Genomic DNA, 18,746 nt, shown 5'->3' with positions numbered 1-18,746 from the left:
AGAGGAAGTCCTAGCCAGCTTGTTCCCTTTTACATTTAATACTCTCCGAAAATCAGAACTATCACACGGATAAAGTCACTCTATAGTTTTTCATTAGGGTGACTACGAAAACTATGATTATCGTTTTCTATATCCCTGACTAATTTCATAAAAACTGTAATATTGACAGTTTTTACTCCACGTCGCATCGTTAACTCACTTTGCCGTACTTACTGAGGAAAGTGAAGCTTTCTGTATCTCCAGCCTCAAAAGATCTACCTGACCTTTTGAGCTACCTACAGTTCGTGCGACGCGGAGCAAAGTCGGTCGATTTCATCAACTTTGTGAGGTTAGTAAGGGAGCTAGGCAGTCGCTAGGGAGATTGCCGTTGGACATCAGTCACTTTAGTGACTTGATGTCATTGCTCCTTGCCTTGGCTAATTCTGATTTTCATTGAGTATAAAAGAGTTTTAAATGACTGAAAGGCAGAATATGTTTAAGAAAATTTTGATTGCCAATCGTGGTGAAATCGCAGTGCGTATCATTCGAGCGGCTCGTGAATTGGGTGTCGAAACGGTTGCCATCTACTCAGAAGCGGACAAGGAATCCCTCCATGTCCTTCTGGCTGATGAGGCTATCTGTGTCGGTCCTGCTCGTTCGAGCGATTCCTACCTCAATATGAATGCGGTTTTATCTGCAGCCATTGTTACAGGGGCAGAAGCGATTCACCCTGGCTTTGGTTTCCTGAGTGAAAACTCTAAGTTTGCCACCATGTGTGAAGAGATGAAGATTAAATTCATCGGCCCTTCTGGTGCTATCATGGACAAGATGGGTGATAAGATCAATGCTCGCTCGGAAATGATAAAAGCCCAAGTGCCTGTTATCCCAGGTTCTGATGGGGAAGTCATGACAGCTGAGGATGCCCTCAAGGTTGCCGATGAGATTGGTTACCCTGTCATGCTCAAGGCTTCCGCTGGTGGTGGCGGTAAAGGGATTCGTAAGGTTGAAAAAGCTGAGGACTTAGTCCCTGCCTTTGAATCTGCCTCCCAAGAAGCTCTAGCTGCCTTTGGTAATGGGGCTATGTATATCGAAAAGGTTATCTATCCAGCCCGCCATATTGAGGTACAGATTCTTGGGGATAGCCATGGTAATGTCATCCACCTGGGCGAGCGTGATTGTTCCCTGCAGCGCAATAACCAAAAGGTTCTAGAAGAAAGTCCTTCCATTGCAATTGGAGCCAGCCTGCGAAGCAAGATGGGTGATGCAGCTGTTCGGGCTGCCAAGGCCGTAGGCTATGAAAATGCTGGTACTATTGAGTTTCTCCTAGATGAGACATCTGGTAATTTCTATTTCATGGAAATGAATACCAGGATTCAGGTAGAGCATCCTGTTACCGAATTTGTTACCAATGTTGATTTGGTCAAGGAACAAATCAAGGTGGCCAATGGCCAAGAGCTGTCTTACAGTCAGGATGATATTCAAATCACGGGCCATGCTATTGAATGTCGGATTAATGCTGAAAATCCCAAATTCAACTTTGCTCCAAGTCCTGGTAAGATTACAGACCTCTACCTGCCAGCTGGTGGCGTTGGTTTACGGGTGGATTCGGCTGTCTATCATGGCTACACCATTCCGCCCTACTATGACAGTATGATTGCCAAAATCATCGTCCACGGGGAAAATCGTTTTGATGCCCTGATGAAGATGCAACGGGCTCTTTATGAATTGGAAATTGATGGGGTTCTGACCAATGCTGATTTCCAATTGGATTTGATTTCTGATCAAAATGTTATTGCTGGGGATTATGATACCTCATTCTTGATGGAGAAATTTTTGCCAGCCTATAATCAAGAAGATTAGGAGATATTATGGCTCTATTTAAAAGAAAAGATAAGTATATCCGTATCAATCCCAATCGATCCTTAAGGACACCTGAGCAGGCTAAACCAGAGGTTCCAGACGAGCTTTTTGCCAAATGTCCTGGCTGTAAGCATGTCATCTACCAGAAGGACCTGGGGGCTGAAAAGATGTGCCCAGCCTGTGGTTATAACTTTCGCATCTCAGCTCCAGAGCGTCTCGCTTTGACCGTTGACCAGGATAGCTTTAAGGAAATGTTCACGGGGATTGACAGTAAGGACCCCCTTAACTTCCCAGGCTACAAGGATAAGTTAGCAGCTGCCAAGGAAAAAACTGGCCTTGATGAAGCTGTTATGACTGGGACGGCCAAGATCCAAGGTCAAGACCTGGCCCTAGCTATCATGGATTCTAACTTCATCATGGCTTCCATGGGGACGGTTGTTGGGGAAAAAATTACCCGTCTCTTTGAATATGCGACCGAACACAAGTTGCCAGTCGTAATCTTCACCGCTTCTGGCGGTGCCCGGATGCAAGAGGGTATCATGAGTCTCATGCAGATGGCTAAAATTTCTGCAGCAGTCAAACGCCATTCCAATGCTAGTCTCTTTTACCTAACGGTTCTGACGGACCCAACAACTGGTGGGGTTACAGCCTCCTTTGCTATGGAAGGGGACATCATTATTGCTGAGCCTCAGACTCTAGTAGGCTTTGCTGGTCGTCGTGTTATTGAAACGACGGTGCGTCAGACCCTGCCAGATGACTTCCAAAAATCAGAATTCCTCTTAGAACACGGCTTTATTGATGCCATTGTCAAGCGGACACAGATGAAGGAGACCATTGCGAAATTATTAGCCTTTCATGGAGGTGCCAAATGAGTGATGTCGCCCGTATTTTAAAAGAAGCCCGTGACCAAGGGCGAATGACCAGCCTTGACTATGCCAAGGAAGTCTTCGATGATTTCTTTGAACTGCATGGTGATCGCCATTTTGCAGATGACGGAGCTGTTATTGGTGGCCTGGCAACCCTGAATGGCCGGCCAATTACTGTGGTCGGTATCCAAAAGGGCAAAAACCTTCAGGATAACCTTAACCGCAATTTTGGTCAGCCCAACCCAGACGGTTACCGCAAGGCCCTGCGACTGATGAAGCAGGCTGAGAAATTTGGCCGTCCTGTTGTGACCTTCATCAATACAGCCGGTGCCTATCCAGGTATTGGTGCCGAAGAGCGGGGCCAAGGGGAGGCTATTGCCAAGAACCTGATGGAAATGAGTGACCTCAAGGTCCCCATCATCGCCATTATTATTGGTGAAGGGGGGTCTGGTGGAGCCCTGGCCCTAGCTGTTGCTGACAAGGTGTGGATGCTAGAGCACACCATCTATGCCATCCTCAGTCCAGAAGGCTTTGCTTCCATTCTCTGGAAGGATGGCTCTAGAGCTACCGAGGCCGCTGAACTGATGAAGTTGACCGCTGGTGAGCTCTACAAGATGGACGTTATTGATAAGGTCGTTCCAGAGCATGGCTACTTTAGTAGTGAAATTGTTGAGAACATCAAGACCAGTCTAATTGAAGACTTGGACCGCTTGAGCGCCCTACCGCTTGACCAACTTCTAGAAGACCGCTATCAACGCTTTAGAAAATACTAATATTCATTCAACATCAAAAGTTTCAATTTTGATACTTTCTTAAAAAGTGCGGACGCAAGCAATCTCCATTCGGAGTTTCATTGCTAATTTTCGAGCCTAGGTCTCGAAAATTCCGTTCTTAGCAACAATATGGTCGTTGCTAAGAATTCCACTTTGGCGAAAGTATCATTTTAACTAACTGTTATCAGCTAAAACTCTAGATTTTTTAGCTAGCTATGTCTATTCTGGTAACAACAATAACAAGTTTTGATATTTTTTGAGTATAAGAAAAGATTTGAGGGCAAAATAGAAGTACCTCAAGCTTCGAAATAGCAAAAAAGCACTTGAATTTGGTCAAGTGCTTTTATAGGCTTTGTAGCTGCAATAACTGGCGATTTTTACTTGCAATTCTAGCAAACTATGCTACAATAGCAATAGAAAAAGGGTCTTGCTTCCAACAAGACCCAATGTAAAGCCGTTAAACGGTGGCTACGTATTTATGTTATTAAAGAATAACCGTCAACGTTCCAAAGTTGAGACGGTTATTTTTTTGTCCATTTTAACAATTCGAGAACAATTCTCATGAGATTGATGATAAAATTACCAGCAACGAAAATGAGAGTTAGTGCCTCAAATGTTGACAAAATCAGTTACTCCTTTCTAAATAGGATTTTTCTGCCTCACTCATGGGCACCACCTCCTACTGTAGAAATTTGTAACCACCGTCTTCACTTCTTTACAGACCTATTATAGCATAAAAGTTAGTATAATTACTAATGGATTTAGATATTTGATTTTGGTCAAGTGCTTATTTCATCCACAGGTGTTATAATGAAACCATGTTAGAAGCAATCAATGATTATTTGGCCTATCAAGGTCGCAAGTATATCAAACCTGAAAAAGCTGGAAAGCAGGCTTCCCAAATGCAGGCCTTGCGGTCCCTAGCTCAGCTGGCTCGCAAGGAATTTTCTGAGCTTAGTCGAGAGCTCGCTGGGCAAGTGGCTCCTTTTGAGCCCGAGCGTGTCAGCCAATGGATGAATCAGGCACAGGTCTGTCGGCCCCATTTTTGGTGCTATTATCGCCTACCCTCCGATGGTCTAGAAGATGTTGCCCTGGCTATTCGCCTCTATGGGCAAAAGGATGATTTTGGCATTTCAGTCGAGGTCAGTTTCATTGAGCGTAAGAAATCAGCCCAAACCCTGACCAAGCAGGCCAAGGTCCTGGGCCTACCTCTGACAGAAGGCATGTACTACTTTGTCCAAAAAGACGGCCAGAGTCATCGGGTTGAAGGAAGTGAGGTCAATCGTCAGGACTTGAAAGAAGCCCTGGCTCAAGGTCAGGTTCGCAAGGTCTTGATTAAGACCGATATCCCAGTTGAGCCATCGACCTCCAAGTCAGCCCTAGTTACCCAATTAGTCCAGGCCTTCGATCGCCTTCTGCCCTATTATCAAATTACTAAATCTTAACCAGAATCAAGCTACCTATTGGCACAGGGGCAGTGAGTCCCAAAAATCAGAAAAGGCTAAAGTTGCTAGTTATCCAAAAAAATCCAAGCAGTTACCTTGCTTGGATTTCTTGCTTATCTTGCTAGCTGTGTAACCTGTTCCGTGGTTCCTGAATTTTACAGAGGAAGTGAGACGGTTGTTCTGTGGAGCCTGTTCTTAGTCCCTGCCTTTTTATTAGCTGGGGCTATCGCTCTTTTCTACCTTTATTTTTGGAGGTCCTTAATCAGCCTTAATGACTTCAACCCCACCCATATAAGGACGAAGGACTTCTGGAATGGTCACCGAACCATCTTCATTTTGGTAGTTTTCTAGGATAGCAGCAACCGTCCGGCCAACGGCTAAACCAGAACCATTGAGGGTATGGAGGAGTTTAACCTTGCCGTCAGCCTCGTCACGGTAGCGAATTTGTGCTCGACGGGCTTGGAAATCTTCACAGTTAGAGCAAGAAGAAATTTCCCGATAGGTATTTTGGGCAGGAATCCATACTTCCACATCGTAGGTCTTGGCAGCTGAGAAGCCCATATCTCCTGTACAAAGGGTAATCACCCGGTAGGGCAGATTCAACTTTTGCAGAATGTTTTCAGCATTAGCGGTCATCTTTTCCAATTCTTCATAGGAAGTTTCTGGCTTGGCAAACTTGACCATTTCAACCTTGTGGAATTGGTGGAGGCGAATGAGACCACGAGTATCGCGACCAGCAGAGCCAGCCTCAGAGCGGAAGGATGGGCTCATAGCGGTAAAGTAGACCGGCATCTCCTTGCCATCAAGAATTTCCCCTCGATAGTAGTTGGTCAGAGGCACTTCAGCCGTTGGAATGAGAACATAGTCCGAATCAGCTAATTCAAAGGTATCTTCCTTGAATTTTGGATATTGACCCGTACCGAACATGGAATCGTGATTGACCATGTAAGGAGGGATAACTTCGGTATAGCCTTCCTTAGCGTGCTCATCCAACATGAAGTTATAGATGGCCCTCTCCAAGCGAGCGCCCAGTCCCTTGTAGAAAAGAAAGCGAGAGCCAGTAACCTTGGCACCACGCTCCCAATCCAGGATGTCTAGGTCTTCGCCTAAATCCCAGTGGGCCTTAGCCTCAAAATCAAAGTCACGAGGGGTTCCCCAGCGGCGTACTTCAACATTTTCATCTTCGTCAGCACCGACAGGCACATCAGCGTGTGGCATGTTTGGCAGGGTAACCACGATGTCGTTGAGCTTTTGGTCAACCTCAGCCAACTGGCTATCTAGAGACTTGATTTCCGCAGAAACCTTTTGCATTTGGGCAATTTGGTCGGAAGCATCTTCTTTGTTTCGCTTGGCTTGGGCAATAGCAGTAGAAGCGACATTGCGGTGAGCCTTGAGTTCTTCGGATTTAACTAGGAGGTCACGACGTTTAACATCCAGTTCTTTGAGCTGATCCAGGGTTTCAGCCTTGACACCACGGTTGGCTAAGTTTTTAGCGACTTCGTCAAAATTTTGACGGATACGTTTTAAATCTAACATAGATCCTTCTTTCTAAAAATAAAACACAGCTAAGTTTTCGTTGGAGTGCCTGGGGCACGGTTCCATCCAACTTCACTTGCTGTGCACTTGATTGCTATGTAATTGAGTGATAAACGGTAGAATTTCAGTCAGCCTCTTTATCTGCTCGCAGCACCCGCAGACTTTCTGGAAAAGGCGAGCCCACCTACTTATCCGTTGTCACCATTATATAAGAAAAGCCTCTAATTGTAAAGACTGGCTGTCGGTTGACCTAGCCTGAAACGGGGTGTTGGCTAATCTGTCTCTAACCGAGCCTTGTCTTCTGCTCGTCTGATTTTCAGCCTATTCTGATAGCTTGGCTCCCTCATAAGAAAAGCTTCTGATAAGCCAGAAGGCGAGTCAACGAAGACCAGAAATCTGGCGAGACATCCTGCCTAATTTTTTTATCTTGCTGAGTTTCTCAGATTTAACCCTTCTTTTTAAAGAGGCCTGTGATACTCCTCCAAACCTTCTGCCAGAGAGTGGGGAGACGAACGATTTTATCATTGCCAACCTTTTCGCGAGCAGCTTTGAGAATCTTACCCGAGTCCTTGGAGGCAAAGAGAAATTTTCCTTGCTTGGTAAAGACCTGGAAATGCCGGCTAACCTTACGTCCTGAGACATTAGCTCCGATTTTTTCCACAGAAGTCCAAGGGATTTGGATATTGTCTTCAGGGTTGTTGTCATTGTAAAATTCCAGGGCCTTGTCGCCCAGCATGTACTTGCCGACCTTATTGCCCATGCCCATATAAAAGACACCAGTTGTTGCTAAATCTACCGTGCGATTAAGTGATTGTGCCATAGTTCCTACCTTATGTATTTTTATCTATTATATCATACTCATCTTTTATTTAAAAAGTTAAATGAATATCTACTAAAAAATAATTAAAATAACAGAATATTTATTAAAAGATTTCAGCGATGCTAAAAAATAATGAAATAACCACAAAGTTATGCCATAAGTTATTCTTAATGTTATACTAACGAATATAATCATAAAGGAGGAAACATTATGAAATGTCAAGCATTTGAAAATTTTAAAGCTACAAGTTTAAATAAGTTGTCGCAAACCGTTGGCGGACAAAGTGAAGTGGATGTTCTAGTTGATCGGATGCGAAATGGTAAGGCTAGTCCAGGTGAAGTTGCTATGTATACTTGGAACAATGTTATTGAACCTGGATGGGTAAATTCTTTAATGAGCTGGGGTACAGGAGGTTATAATAGCTATGTAGGTTATAACCCTAAGGGTAACCAAGGTTTTAGTAATTATCCATATGATGTTTCTACAGGTTCAGATAGTAGCAGCGGTTCAGGTAATTCGACAAGTGGCTATGTTAATTATAACCAGAGTTTCAATTCTGGATGGTAAAGGTAATTAAGCAGATTTTATCATGATGATGAGACCATTTTTATAGAATGATTAGCACTTGATAGTTTTACCCGTGCAAGTGGTTAAGGTCGAATGAGACAATTTTTCAGGGTGATGTCGGGTATATACCTAAGAATAGTGGTATATGGAAAGTACTGTAATTTATACCTGTGGAACTGTTCAAAGTTCATGTAAGAAAATTCTGAGGAGTATTGTTAGCAAATTTTCTGCTACAGGTAATATCTCTGGCAACTTAGGTTTAAGAATTGTGAATATGATATAACAGGAATTTCATTAGGTGGTTCGTTTTTATGCTCAATTAATCTTTTAAGCAAATCCATAGCTAGTCATGAGGCAATGATGGTGAACTAACAATACATCAATTCTAATATAAGCACTAGCCTGACTACACAGATGTCAGGCTTTTTGTGAATGGTTTGTTAAGGAAATTTCTAAAAACTCTTTTTTAAATTATAAGCTTGTTTTAACAACGATTACAGGTATTAAACAGAAGAAACTTTTGAGTTTTCTAGGTGCCTTTGAGTAAAAGGAATGATATATGAACACATTTTCTTACCTTCTTTTGACTGTAGTTTTAGTATTAGTAGCCAATTTATTCTTAGAATTTATAAAATACTTTTTAAAAACAACTTCAGCAATGAATAGGGAAAATTCTAAGAAATTTTCAAATTTTTTGTGGAGTCGAACTAGACGTTTTAAATTTGTTCCACAAGTCGATGATAGAGATTGTGGTCCAGCAGCTCTAGCCTCTATTGCCAAGCATTATGGTTCAGATTATTCTTTAGTTCATTTGCGTGAACTTACAAAGACAGAGCGACAAGGAACTACAGCATTAGGAATTATTGAAGCAGCTAAGAGCATTGGATTTGAAACGCATTCTCTAGATGCGGATATGTCCTTATTTAGTTACGATGATCTTATCTATCCTTTCATTGTTCATGTTGTTAAAAATGGTCGTCTGCAACATTACTATGTTATTTATGCTAATGAAGGAGACCACTTAATCATTGGTGATCCTGATCCCAATGTGCAGGTTACTCGTATAACCAAAGAAAAATTTAAGTCCGAATGGACAGGTGTAGCAATTTTTTTCTCTCCAAATGATGATTATCAAGTCCAAAAAGATAAGAAAAGAGGATTGATAAGTTTTATACCTTCTTTTTTAAAACAAAAGGGGCTCTTGTCCTATATTATAATGGCGAGCCTGATAGTTACCCTAATTGATATTGTCGGAGCCTTCTTCCTGCAAGTGATACTGGATGAATATATTCCTAGTCAACAAATTTCGACTTTAAGCCTCGTTACTTTAGGTTTGATAATTACTTATGTTGTCCAACAACTAATAGTTTTTGCTAAAGAATATCTATTAATAATATTAGGTCAAAGACTGACAATAGATATCATACTTTCTTATCTAAAGCACATTTTTCTTCTGCCGATGTCTTTCTTTTCAACTAGGAGGACTGGGGAAATTACATCCCGTTTCACAGATGCCAATCAAATTATTGATGCTATGGCATCGACAATTTTTTCAATTTTTTTAGATTTTACGATGATTATTATAGTTGGGGGAGCACTTCTGATTCAAAATGCTATCTTATTTTATCTTGCTCTCATTTCTATTCCCATCTATATTACGATTATTTTCGCATTTATGAAAATGTTTGGTTACTTAAATTATGCAGTGATGGAAAGCAGTGCAATGATGTCCTCGTCTATCATAGAAGATATTGATGGAATAGAAACGATCAAATCCTTGACTAGTGAACAGGTTAGTTATCAAAGAATTGACAAAGAATTTGTTGATTTTTTAGAGAAATCCTTTAGATTACGTAAATATGGAGCTATTCAAAACTCAATTAAAACAGCTGCAAAGCTAATTTTGAATGTAGTTATTCTTTGGTATGGAGCACGCTTGGTCATGACTGGAAAAATTTCAGCGGGACAAATGATTACATTTAATGTGCTTTTAGGATATTTTTCAAACCCAATTGAAAATATTATTAATTTACAGATTAAGTTCCAATCAGCCCGCATAGCTAATACCCGTCTCAATGAGGTTTATCTGGTAGAGTCCGAGTTTGAAAATGATGGCGAGCTCTCTGAAGACAGCTTCTTAGATGGAGATATTTCCTTTGAAAAGCTGTCCTACAAGTATGGCTATGGCCGTGACACCCTGTCCGATATCAACTTGACCATTGCGAAGGGGTCTAAAGTCAGCCTAGTGGGACCATCCGGTTCTGGTAAGACAACCCTAGCAAAGATGATGGTCAACTTCTATGAGCCGAATCGCGGGATCGCTCGGATCAACGGTTACGACCTCAAGGTTATTGACAAAACCGCCCTGCGGCAGCACATCAGCTACCTCCCCCAACAGGCCTACGTGTTCAGTGGGAGCATCATGGACAACCTGACCTTAGGAGCCAAGGAAGGCACGACTCAGGAAGACATTATTCGCGCCTGTGAACTCGCTGAGATCCGCTCAGATATTGAGCAGATGCCTCTGGGGTATCAGACCGAACTGTCTGATGGCGCCGGTGTCTCGGGCGGTCAGAAGCAGCGGATTGCTTTAGCCCGTGCCCTTTTGACCCAAGCGCCGGTCTTGATTTTGGATGAGGCGACCAGCAGTCTAGATGTCCTGACGGAAAAGAAGATTGTGGACAACCTCATGGCCATGACCGATAAGACAATTATCTTTGTGGCTCACCGCTTGAGTATTGCGCAGCGGACAGAGCGCATTATTGTTATGGACCAAGGAAAGATTGTAGAGACCGGCAGCCATAAGGAACTGTTGGCGAATAAAGGCTTCTACTACACACTGTTTAACTAAGCCTAATAGAGCGATAGGTGAGTTGCGTGAAAGATAATGAAAAAAGCTCAAAGAATTAATACTCAATGAGAATCAAAATTAGCATTTTCGTAGGATCCCGTCTGGATGATTGGATTGAGCGCTATCAAGGATCGGCCTCCTCAATTATCCACTGTGACAGATGCAGGAAGTGTTAAAAACAGAAAAGGTCAGGGTGCTTTCGCCTGACATCAATTAAGAAAGAAAAGTAAATTTTGAAATTAATTTAGTATAAAAAGAGAAAAAAGTAAAAGCTAAGAGGAAAAGATAAAAAGAATTAACGGAACAAAGGAATGACCTCTTAACTTTCACTATCAAAGGAAAGTTTAGTAATATGCCTCATCGGCCCTCTCAATCAAGAAATGAATTCTTAGATGATAGACTGAGTTAAGCTTTTCTATAATACTATTTAAAAATCAAAATCAGAAAGTTATCCAATCTCTCCGAACGATGCTTTTCAGAGTGAAACGGTCTAATCCCTGAATTACTTCTTGCAGTTGGTCAATCACTGCCTCTAATGTTTTAAACGCACGATTCTTAAAGCCACGCTTTCTTATCTCAGCCCAAACTTGTTCAATCGGATTCATTTCAGGGGTATAGGGCGGTATAAAGGCAAAACCAATATTATTAGGAACTTCTAAAGTTTTAGACTTATGCCAAATGGCATTGTCCATGACTAAAAGAATGTACCCATCTGGGTGAGCACAACTCAGCTGTTTTAGAAATTCATTCATCCATTCAGTATTACAGCCACCTGCAATAATAAAGAAAGACTCACCAGTATGAGCATCAACCGCTCCATAACAATAACGGTACTCTCGGATATAGTGGCTAGCAACGTGAGGCCGATAACCTTTAGGGGCCCAACATGCCCCTAGTTTACTGATACGGCCAAATCCCGCCTCATCTTGATACATCAGACGGACTTTTCGATACCGACGACTGTGTTTAAAGCGCTTTCTAGTCTTCCTGAATAGAGATTTTATTTTTAGACGCTTCAATAGTTTGGGCGTCTGCCTTCTTAGGATGTTCGGGACGAGGAGTTGCTTTACGCCAGCCATGCCTCTTTAATAAGGCATAGAAGTCTTCACGCGTTGTTGGGTGGCCAACTTCAGCTTGGTAGGCCTCAAACAGTTTTTGAACCGTTACATGTTCGCCTTGAACAGCACTGTCGAGGTGTTTTTTGAGGAAAGCTTCTTCCTCCTCAATCGTCATGTAAGAGCGTCTGCGACCGCCTCTATTTCAGTAATTAGGGCTGATAAGCCTTCTTTCTCATACATTTTGACAAGGCGCCAAACAGTATCGTGAGGTAAATCAAGAAGCTCTTTGATTTCTTTGTAAGTCTTCTTTTGAGCACGAAAATAGACGGCTTGGATACGGCGATGGAAACGTGATAGAAAGCTATCTTTTTGAGCTTGTTTGAGTTCGGATAACATTTTTTGGGTAAATTTCATAACTACTATTATAATTCAGTTTTTATTTCTTGTTAAGTATAAGATGGTAAATATAATGACGCATTAAAATGAAGAATACTATAAAAAGGTCACTTAATGTTAAAAATGAAAGTGGCCTTTTATATATGACAAAATCATCTGTTTTGAAATATTAAAACCCCAAAATGGTGGATCTTGGCTGAATCCATTATTTGGGGAAGTTTATCTTGTTAATTAAAGGATTTAGAACAATTGGTAAACTTACATCAATCCGATAACATGAGCAACGATACCTACGACGAACAGTCCGAGAATCATTACAATTGGTGAAACTTTCTTCTTGAGTAACCACATACAAAGAAGCGTGAGTAGAAGGGCCATCAAACCTGGAAGTAATTTATCCAATTGGTCCTGTAAAGTTTCTACCTTAACATTAGTAAGACTCAAATTATCTTTGACACCTTGAAGAATCTTTTGGAGTTGGCCACTATGAATAACTTCGCTGTTTTTAGGAAATTCTATATAAGTAGCGCCATTGTCATTTGTTAATTTAGTAGCTGGAAGTTTTAGTGCAAAGTTAATTGTTACCCAGCGCTGAACAAGTGCACCGATGACAAACATCCCTAGGATAGAAGCACCTTTGGTGATATTTTTAAGGATACCACCTGAAAGATCCTTGGTAATTTCTGTACCTGCTTTATAGCCAAATTCTTGAGTGTACCAAAGGAAAGCCATACGGATGATATTCCAAGCAAGGAAGAAAATAATTGGTCCTAGAATATTTCCTGAAATAGCAAGAGAAGCACCAAGTGCTCCAAGTGTTGGGCGAAGAACGAACCAGAAAACTGGGTCACCAATACCAGCCAAGGGGCCCATCATACCAATCTTAATCCCTTGAATAGTAGCATCATCTACTTCTGTACCATTTGATTTTTCTTCTTCAAGGGCAAGCGTTACTCCTAAAATAGGAGCAGCAATATAGGGGTGAGTATTAAAAAACTCCAAGTGACGCTCAAGTGCAGCGGCGCGGTCTTCTTTCGTTTTATAAAGTTTTTTGATTGATGGAATCAAGGCATATGCCCAACCTAGGTTCTGCATCCGCTCATAGTTCCAAGACCCTTGCAAGAAGGTTGAACGCCACCAAACTTTACGGCGATCAGATTTTGATAATTGAATTCTTTCTGACATTATAATGCTCCCTTCTAGTAATCTTCTAGGATATCGCCGATTGGATCATCTGACCCAGTATTAGCGTCTCCACCATTGCTACTGCCAGCTTGATTAGTAATGGCAATATAAATCATAGCAAGCGCTACACCAACCATGCCTAGTCCAAAAAGAGTAATTTGTGTGTCAGGAATGGCAGCAAGAACAAAACCGATAATAAAGAATGGCCAAACTTCTCTCGTTGCCATCATATTAAGAATCATTGCATAACCGACAGCAACAACCATACCACCTCCGATAGTCATACCATCAGATAGCCAACTAGGAATAGCTTCCAGTATTGATTTAACATGATCAGCAGGAAGTGCAAGCAATAAAGCAACAGGAAGAACGATACGAAGACCTTGAAGAAGAAGAGCAAAATAATGTGAACGCTCAACTGCCCTGATGTTACCACTCTTTGCAGCCGCATCAGCCCCATGGACAATACCGATTGAAACTGCACGTACTACCATTGTTAATGCAAGACCGGCAATAGCAAGTGGTACCGCAACACCATAGGCAATGGTGATTCCTTTTTGTGAGAAATCTCCACCTTTAATCATAACTACTGCAGCGGCAGTTGAAGCAAGGGCAACATCTGGTGCAACTGCCGCACCAATATTTGCCCAACCAAGAGCAAGAAATTGTAAAGTTCCACCAAGCATGATACCTGCAGCAGGTTGACCAGCAGCTAAACCAATTAAGGTACAGGCTACTAGTGGTTGGTGGAATTGAAATTGATCCAAGATACCATCAAGACCCGCAAGGAATGAGATGAGGAGGATCAAAATAATAGAAATAACTGACATTATTCTAGTTCCTTTCACTATTTATATTGAACTTACTGAACATTTGCCTTTTTAATTAAGTCAAAAAGATCTTTTGGAGTGTCTCCAGATACTTTACGAACATCGAATTTTATACCAAGATCACGCAACGTTTCGAAGGTTGCTACGTCATTCTTATCCATTGACAAAACGTTATTAACCATCGTTTTGCCCGTTGAGTGAGCCATGGAACCGATATTAAGTTCCTTGATTGGGACTCCTCCTTCAATTGCACGAAGAGCATCTTGAGGTGTTTCAAACAAAATAAGCGCATGCGTATCCCCGAAGCGAGGGTCCTTAGCCGCTTCAATCAATTTCTTGATTGGAATAACATTCGCTCTAATTCCGTTAGGGGCAGCCTGCTTAATTAATTCCTTACGCATTTCATCTTTTGAAACGGCATCAGAAGCAACAATAATTCGGTTAGCCTTAGAAGCTGGTGTCCAATTAGTTGCCACTTGACCGTGTAGGAGACGTGTATCTACACGGGCTAAATTAATTTTAAGCTTACCATCTCCAATGACAGTTCCTTCTGGAATAGCACCTTGAGGGGCAGCAGGAGCAGCAGTAGCTGCTGGGGCTTCCTCAACGGGGTCAAGCTCTTCAGGAAGCGGTTTGATTCCACCTTTTGCTTCCTTGATGATGTTTGCCGCTACTTGATCCACACCTGCATCAGCCGCCATCATGCGTTCTGTGTAGGCTTGGATCAGCATTGGCAAGTTTAGTCCTGTGATGATAGCCATCTTGCGATCACTCAATTCACCCATAACTCGGCTAGCTTGGTTAAATGGTGAACCTGACCAAAGGTCAGCTAGGACTAGGATTTCATCGTCAGCCTCAAATTGTGCGATAGCATCGTTGAAGTGTCCATACAAATCATCAGGTCCTTCATTTGGCATAAAGGTTACAACTTGAACCTTTTCTTGCTCACCAAAAATCATGGAGCCAGATTGGTGGATACCTTCAGCAAATTTACCGTGGCTGGCAATAATAATACCGATACCCATTCTTGATTTTCCTCCTTTATTATTAGTTGCCTCTAATTCTACATAAATCTCTCCCTCAGACTTTTCTTCACAGAATTAGGGGCAGTCAAGAACACCTTTATTGTAAAACGCTTTCAGAGAAAAGTCAAGCTCTATTTTCCGAAAAACTGCAAACATTTTCAAAAAACATCAAATTCTGTCGAACCTTCTTTCAAATTCGGCCTTGATTTCGCCCTTGCTCGGATGATACCTATACTGATTTGAAATCAATATTACTGGACTTAAAGACTGATAACTAGTGGGCAACAAAAAAAGAGTGGGACAAGTCTAAACTTATCGACACTCTTTGGTAATTTATTTTTTTCTAGCAATCAGGCGGAGCAGATCTTTGGAGCGTTGTTTTAAGATAGCTCCGACACTTCTGGCCTTCCTCAGACTTTCGCGTGGCATTCGCTTTTGGATAGCCTTGATGGTTTCGCGACTCTTCCGACTAGAAAAACGCAGGTTACCATTATGCTTGGTGCGGATTTCAAAGCGAGGAATGTAGCGGCCACCAAAGTAAATATCAACAATGACGTAGTTGATTTCAGTCCAAGGAATCTGGATATAATCCTGCAACTTGGTATCATTGTAGAATTCGAAGGCCTTATCGCCGACCATGATATTGCCATAGATGGGACCCTCACGAAACCAGGTTCCCTTAGAGGTCATATCCATCTTTGAATTGAGCGATTGAACCATGACTTATCTCCAATTAGATCAAGCCAACGACATGGGCAACGATTGCTACAACAAAGATTCCCAAGATAATGATGATTGGAGAAACCCTCTTCTTAAGCAGGTACATACATAAGAAGGTCAAACCAAGGGCTGCCAGACCAGGAATCAATTGATCCAGGTTGTCTTGCAGGGTTGTTACCTTATTAACATCTAGAGACTTACCCTTACCAAGATTGTATTGGGTCAGGACTTCCTTAATTCCTTTAACACCAGATGGAATTTTATTCCAGTGGATGTAGGCATCGGATTGTTGCTTAACCGTCGAAACTACTGGGGTAAAGGTGATGGTTACCCAGCGTTCGATAAGGGATCCGATAACAAACATCCCCATCATAGAAGCTCCACGGGTTACTTGTTGGAGCAGATTACCTGAGACGTCATCGGTAATGGCAGTCCCTGCTCGGTAACCAAATTCTTGACTATACCATTTAACAACAAAGGCCATGACATTCCAAAGTACATAGAAAAGAATTGGTCCAAGGATGTTACCAGAAACAGCCAAACTAGCCCCCAAGGAGAGGAGGATTGGACGAAGGGTAAACCAAAAGAGCGGGTCACCAGCACCAGCCAGAGGTCCCATCATACCAACCTTAACCCCGCTAATAGCGGCATCGTCTACCTTGGCCCCGTTAGCCCGGTCTTCTTCCAGGGCCAGGGTAACCCCGAAAATTGGGTTAGCCATGAAGGGATGGGTATTGAAGAATTCTAAGTGACGTTTGAGAGCAGCAGCTCGGTCTTCCTTAGAGCTGTAAAGTTTTTTGATGGCAGGGATAAAGGTGTAGGCCACCCCACCATTTTGCATCCGTTCGTAGTTGAAAGAACTCAAAAGGAAGTAGGAGCGGATGAATGTTTTAAAGCGATCTGCTTTTGTTAGAGTAATTTTCTTATCAGCCATTATGGTTCCTCCTCATTAAAAGTCTTCCAAAATTTCGCCTAGTGGATCACCAGAGCCCCCACCATCGTTTGAGCCTCTTCCATTTGAACCGCTAGCTTCAAGAGCTAGGAAGAGAAGGGCCAGGCAGGCACCGATGATACCCAAACTGATTAAGGTCAGTTTATCAATAGCAGCCAAGGCAAAACCGAGGAAGAAGAAAGGCCAAACTTCACGGCTAGACATCATGTTGATAACCATGGCATAACCAACGGCTACAACCATACCACCACCGAGGGTCATTCCGTCTGACAACCAGCTAGGAATGGATTCGAGTCCACCACGAACCATGTGGACTGGCAGGAGCAAAAGCAAGAGGGCTGGGATAGCCACCCGCAGACCTTGCAAGGCCATACCAATGAAGTGCCATCTTTGGATACCAGCAATATTAGCAGATTCTGCCAAGCTGTCCATGATGTGGGCGATGAAGGAAGCAATTGTCCGGACGAACATGGTCAAAGCTAGACCAGCTACAGCCAGGGGAACAGCCAAGCCGATGGCAGTCCCGATTCCCTTTTCACCTTGTCCACCAAGAAGCAAGATGATGGTAGAAGCAACGGCAGCTAGAGAAGCATCCGGTGCCATGGCTGCACCAACATTGGCCCAACCCATGGTAATCAACTGCAGGCTACCACCTAGCATAACACCGAGCTCCAGATTCCCCATGACCAATCCAATCAGGGAACAAGCCACGACGGGTTGGTAGGTTTCGATTTGGTCGTTAACAGAGCTACATCCGATGATAAAGGCAACCAGCACGACTAAAATGATTTGTATGATACTCATTTATATATCCTCCGAGATTAATTTTTTTCGGCCAATTTCTTTTCAGCCGACTGAATGAGGTTATCAATATTGGCAGGGCTATCACTTGGAACACCACGAACGTCGAATTTGACACCCAATTTTTGCAATTCCTTGATGGCATCAACATCAGTTTGGTCAAATGATAGAGCCTTAGTAACGTTGACCTTGCCTTCTTTGTAGGCTGAAGAACCAAGGTTGATTTCTTTGACCTCAACGCCAGCCTTGATAGCAGCTAGGGCATCTTCAACAGATTCAAAGAGCAACATGGCCCGTGTATCCCCAAAGCGAGGGTCATTGTTAGCTTTGACCATATTCTTGATAGGAATAACATTGACCATAACCCCATTTGGTGCAGCCTGTTTAATCATATTGGTCCGCAACTTATCGTGGCAGACGGTGTCAGAGACAACAATGATTCGATTAGGATTGGTTGAGTGGGTCCAACCTGTCGCAACCTGGCCGTGAAGCAGACGAGTGTCTACGCGGGCTAAAACATAGTCAATCTTGCCATCTCCCAAGACCGTTCCTTCTGGAATGCTACCTTTCGGAACTGGTGTTTCTGCAGGTGCTGGGCTAGCCGTTTCCTGCTCAGGGGTCAGCTCTTGAGGAAGAATCTTAACCCCTTCTTTTGTCTCCTTGTAGATGTTGGCAACAACAGCCTCAATACCAGCATCCGCCGCCATCATGCGTTCAGTGTAGGCCTGAATTAGCATTGGCAAGTTGAGACCTGTCATGATAACCATCTTGCGATTAGGATTTTCTTCCATCAAGCGACTTGCTTGGTTGAAGGGAGATCCTGACCAGAGGTCAGCAAGGACAAGGATTTCATCGTCAGCATCGAAATTTGCGACGGCATCTTGAAAATGTCCATAAAGGTCATCGGGACCTTCATCTGGCATGAAAGTGACGACTTGGACCTTTTCTTGCTCTCCGAAAATCATTGAGCCAGATTGGTGGATACCTTCAGCAAACTTTCCGTGGCTGGCAATAATAATACCGATACCCATTCTTGATTTTCCTCCTTTTGATATTAGTTTTCCCCCGAAAGGCCTTACAAG

At 42.7% G+C, this 18,746-nt stretch carries 16 protein-coding genes and 1 pseudogene; 6 read left to right on the top strand and 11 right to left on the bottom strand.

Annotated features, from left to right (window positions below):
• Positions 1 to 471: 471 nt before the first annotated feature.
• The 3 genes from DYE66_RS00435 to DYE66_RS00425 are packed head-to-tail and all read left to right on the top strand — an operon-like array spanning position 472 to position 3,478.
• Positions 472 to 1,839, top strand: a complete 1,368-nt coding sequence (locus tag DYE66_RS00435; protein ID WP_044123836.1) for an acetyl-CoA carboxylase biotin carboxylase subunit — start codon at positions 472 to 474, stop codon at positions 1,837 to 1,839.
• Between the two features lie 8 nt (positions 1,840 to 1,847).
• On the top strand, positions 1,848 to 2,711 hold the full coding sequence (gene accD, locus DYE66_RS00430) for an acetyl-CoA carboxylase, carboxyltransferase subunit beta (protein ID WP_002998895.1): 864 nt from the start codon (positions 1,848 to 1,850) through the stop codon (positions 2,709 to 2,711).
• Positions 2,708 to 3,478 carry an acetyl-CoA carboxylase carboxyl transferase subunit alpha gene (locus DYE66_RS00425; RefSeq protein ID WP_002998610.1) on the top strand — a complete coding sequence of 257 codons (771 nt, stop codon included), beginning with the start codon at positions 2,708 to 2,710 and terminating at the stop codon, positions 3,476 to 3,478. Before accD ends, DYE66_RS00425 begins: the two co-directional genes overlap by 4 nt.
• Before the next feature lie 521 nt (positions 3,479 to 3,999).
• Here the strand turns inward: DYE66_RS00425 and DYE66_RS10915 are convergent.
• Positions 4,000 to 4,101 (bottom strand): putative holin-like toxin, encoded by a 102-nt coding sequence (locus DYE66_RS10915; RefSeq protein WP_241208445.1) that lies wholly within the window; start codon positions 4,099 to 4,101, stop codon positions 4,000 to 4,002.
• Positions 4,102 to 4,296: 195 nt separating this feature from the next.
• Between DYE66_RS10915 and DYE66_RS00420 the strand changes: the two genes are divergently transcribed.
• On the top strand, positions 4,297 to 4,923 hold the full coding sequence (locus DYE66_RS00420) for a hypothetical protein (protein WP_002998817.1): 627 nt from the start codon (positions 4,297 to 4,299) through the stop codon (positions 4,921 to 4,923).
• A 258-nt stretch (positions 4,924 to 5,181) separates the two neighbouring features.
• Here the strand turns inward: DYE66_RS00420 and serS are convergent, their stop codons facing one another.
• Both serS and DYE66_RS00410 read right to left on the bottom strand, forming a co-directional pair.
• Positions 5,182 to 6,459: a serine--tRNA ligase gene (serS, locus tag DYE66_RS00415; protein WP_002998614.1), complete on the bottom strand. Its 1,278-nt coding sequence runs from the start codon at positions 6,457 to 6,459 to the stop codon at positions 5,182 to 5,184.
• Between the two features lie 445 nt (positions 6,460 to 6,904).
• Complete coding sequence (locus DYE66_RS00410; protein ID WP_044123823.1) at positions 6,905 to 7,279, bottom strand: DUF956 family protein; 375 nt, start codon at positions 7,277 to 7,279, stop codon at positions 6,905 to 6,907.
• A gap of 210 nt (positions 7,280 to 7,489) precedes the next feature.
• Here DYE66_RS00410 and DYE66_RS00405 point away from each other — a divergent pair, with 210 nt between their 5' ends.
• Complete coding sequence (locus tag DYE66_RS00405) at positions 7,490 to 7,846, top strand: hypothetical protein (protein WP_002998824.1); 357 nt, start codon at positions 7,490 to 7,492, stop codon at positions 7,844 to 7,846.
• Between the two features lie 559 nt (positions 7,847 to 8,405).
• Positions 8,406 to 10,697: a peptide cleavage/export ABC transporter gene (locus DYE66_RS00400; RefSeq protein WP_002998606.1), complete on the top strand. Its 2,292-nt coding sequence runs from the start codon at positions 8,406 to 8,408 to the stop codon at positions 10,695 to 10,697.
• 440 nt (positions 10,698 to 11,137) lie between these two features.
• On the opposite strand, the pseudogene DYE66_RS00395 reads toward DYE66_RS00400, so the two are convergent.
• From DYE66_RS00395 to DYE66_RS00360, 8 genes and pseudogenes are all read right to left on the bottom strand, one after another.
• Positions 11,138 to 12,151, bottom strand: a pseudogene (locus tag DYE66_RS00395) (IS630 family transposase).
• Between the two features lie 258 nt (positions 12,152 to 12,409).
• Positions 12,410 to 13,336 carry a PTS system mannose/fructose/sorbose family transporter subunit IID gene (locus tag DYE66_RS00390; RefSeq protein ID WP_002998671.1) on the bottom strand — a complete coding sequence of 309 codons (927 nt, stop codon included), beginning with the start codon at positions 13,334 to 13,336 and terminating at the stop codon, positions 12,410 to 12,412.
• A gap of 14 nt (positions 13,337 to 13,350) precedes the next feature.
• Positions 13,351 to 14,166, bottom strand: coding sequence for a PTS mannose/fructose/sorbose transporter subunit IIC (locus DYE66_RS00385; protein ID WP_002998939.1), 816 nt, complete (start codon positions 14,164 to 14,166; stop codon positions 13,351 to 13,353).
• A gap of 32 nt (positions 14,167 to 14,198) precedes the next feature.
• Positions 14,199 to 15,191 carry a PTS sugar transporter subunit IIB gene (locus tag DYE66_RS00380; RefSeq protein ID WP_002998592.1) on the bottom strand — a complete coding sequence of 331 codons (993 nt, stop codon included), beginning with the start codon at positions 15,189 to 15,191 and terminating at the stop codon, positions 14,199 to 14,201.
• A 333-nt stretch (positions 15,192 to 15,524) separates the two neighbouring features.
• Complete coding sequence (locus tag DYE66_RS00375) at positions 15,525 to 15,911, bottom strand: DUF956 family protein (RefSeq protein ID WP_002998590.1); 387 nt, start codon at positions 15,909 to 15,911, stop codon at positions 15,525 to 15,527.
• Positions 15,912 to 15,924: 13 nt separating this feature from the next.
• Positions 15,925 to 16,845, bottom strand: coding sequence for a PTS system mannose/fructose/sorbose family transporter subunit IID (locus tag DYE66_RS00370; RefSeq protein WP_002998720.1), 921 nt, complete (start codon positions 16,843 to 16,845; stop codon positions 15,925 to 15,927).
• A gap of 15 nt (positions 16,846 to 16,860) precedes the next feature.
• Complete coding sequence (locus DYE66_RS00365) at positions 16,861 to 17,667, bottom strand: PTS mannose/fructose/sorbose transporter subunit IIC (protein WP_002998593.1); 807 nt, start codon at positions 17,665 to 17,667, stop codon at positions 16,861 to 16,863.
• 17 nt (positions 17,668 to 17,684) lie between these two features.
• Positions 17,685 to 18,695: a PTS sugar transporter subunit IIB gene (locus DYE66_RS00360; RefSeq protein WP_002998793.1), complete on the bottom strand. Its 1,011-nt coding sequence runs from the start codon at positions 18,693 to 18,695 to the stop codon at positions 17,685 to 17,687.
• Between the last annotated feature and the right edge of the window lie 51 nt (positions 18,696 to 18,746).

Origin of the sequence: Streptococcus downei MFe28, from assembly GCF_900459175.1 — a bacterium.
Taxonomy (GTDB): Bacteria; Bacillota; Bacilli; order Lactobacillales; family Streptococcaceae; genus Streptococcus; species Streptococcus downei.
Note: the sequence above shows the minus strand (reverse complement) of the source record. Positions and strands in the feature narration are given on the sequence as shown.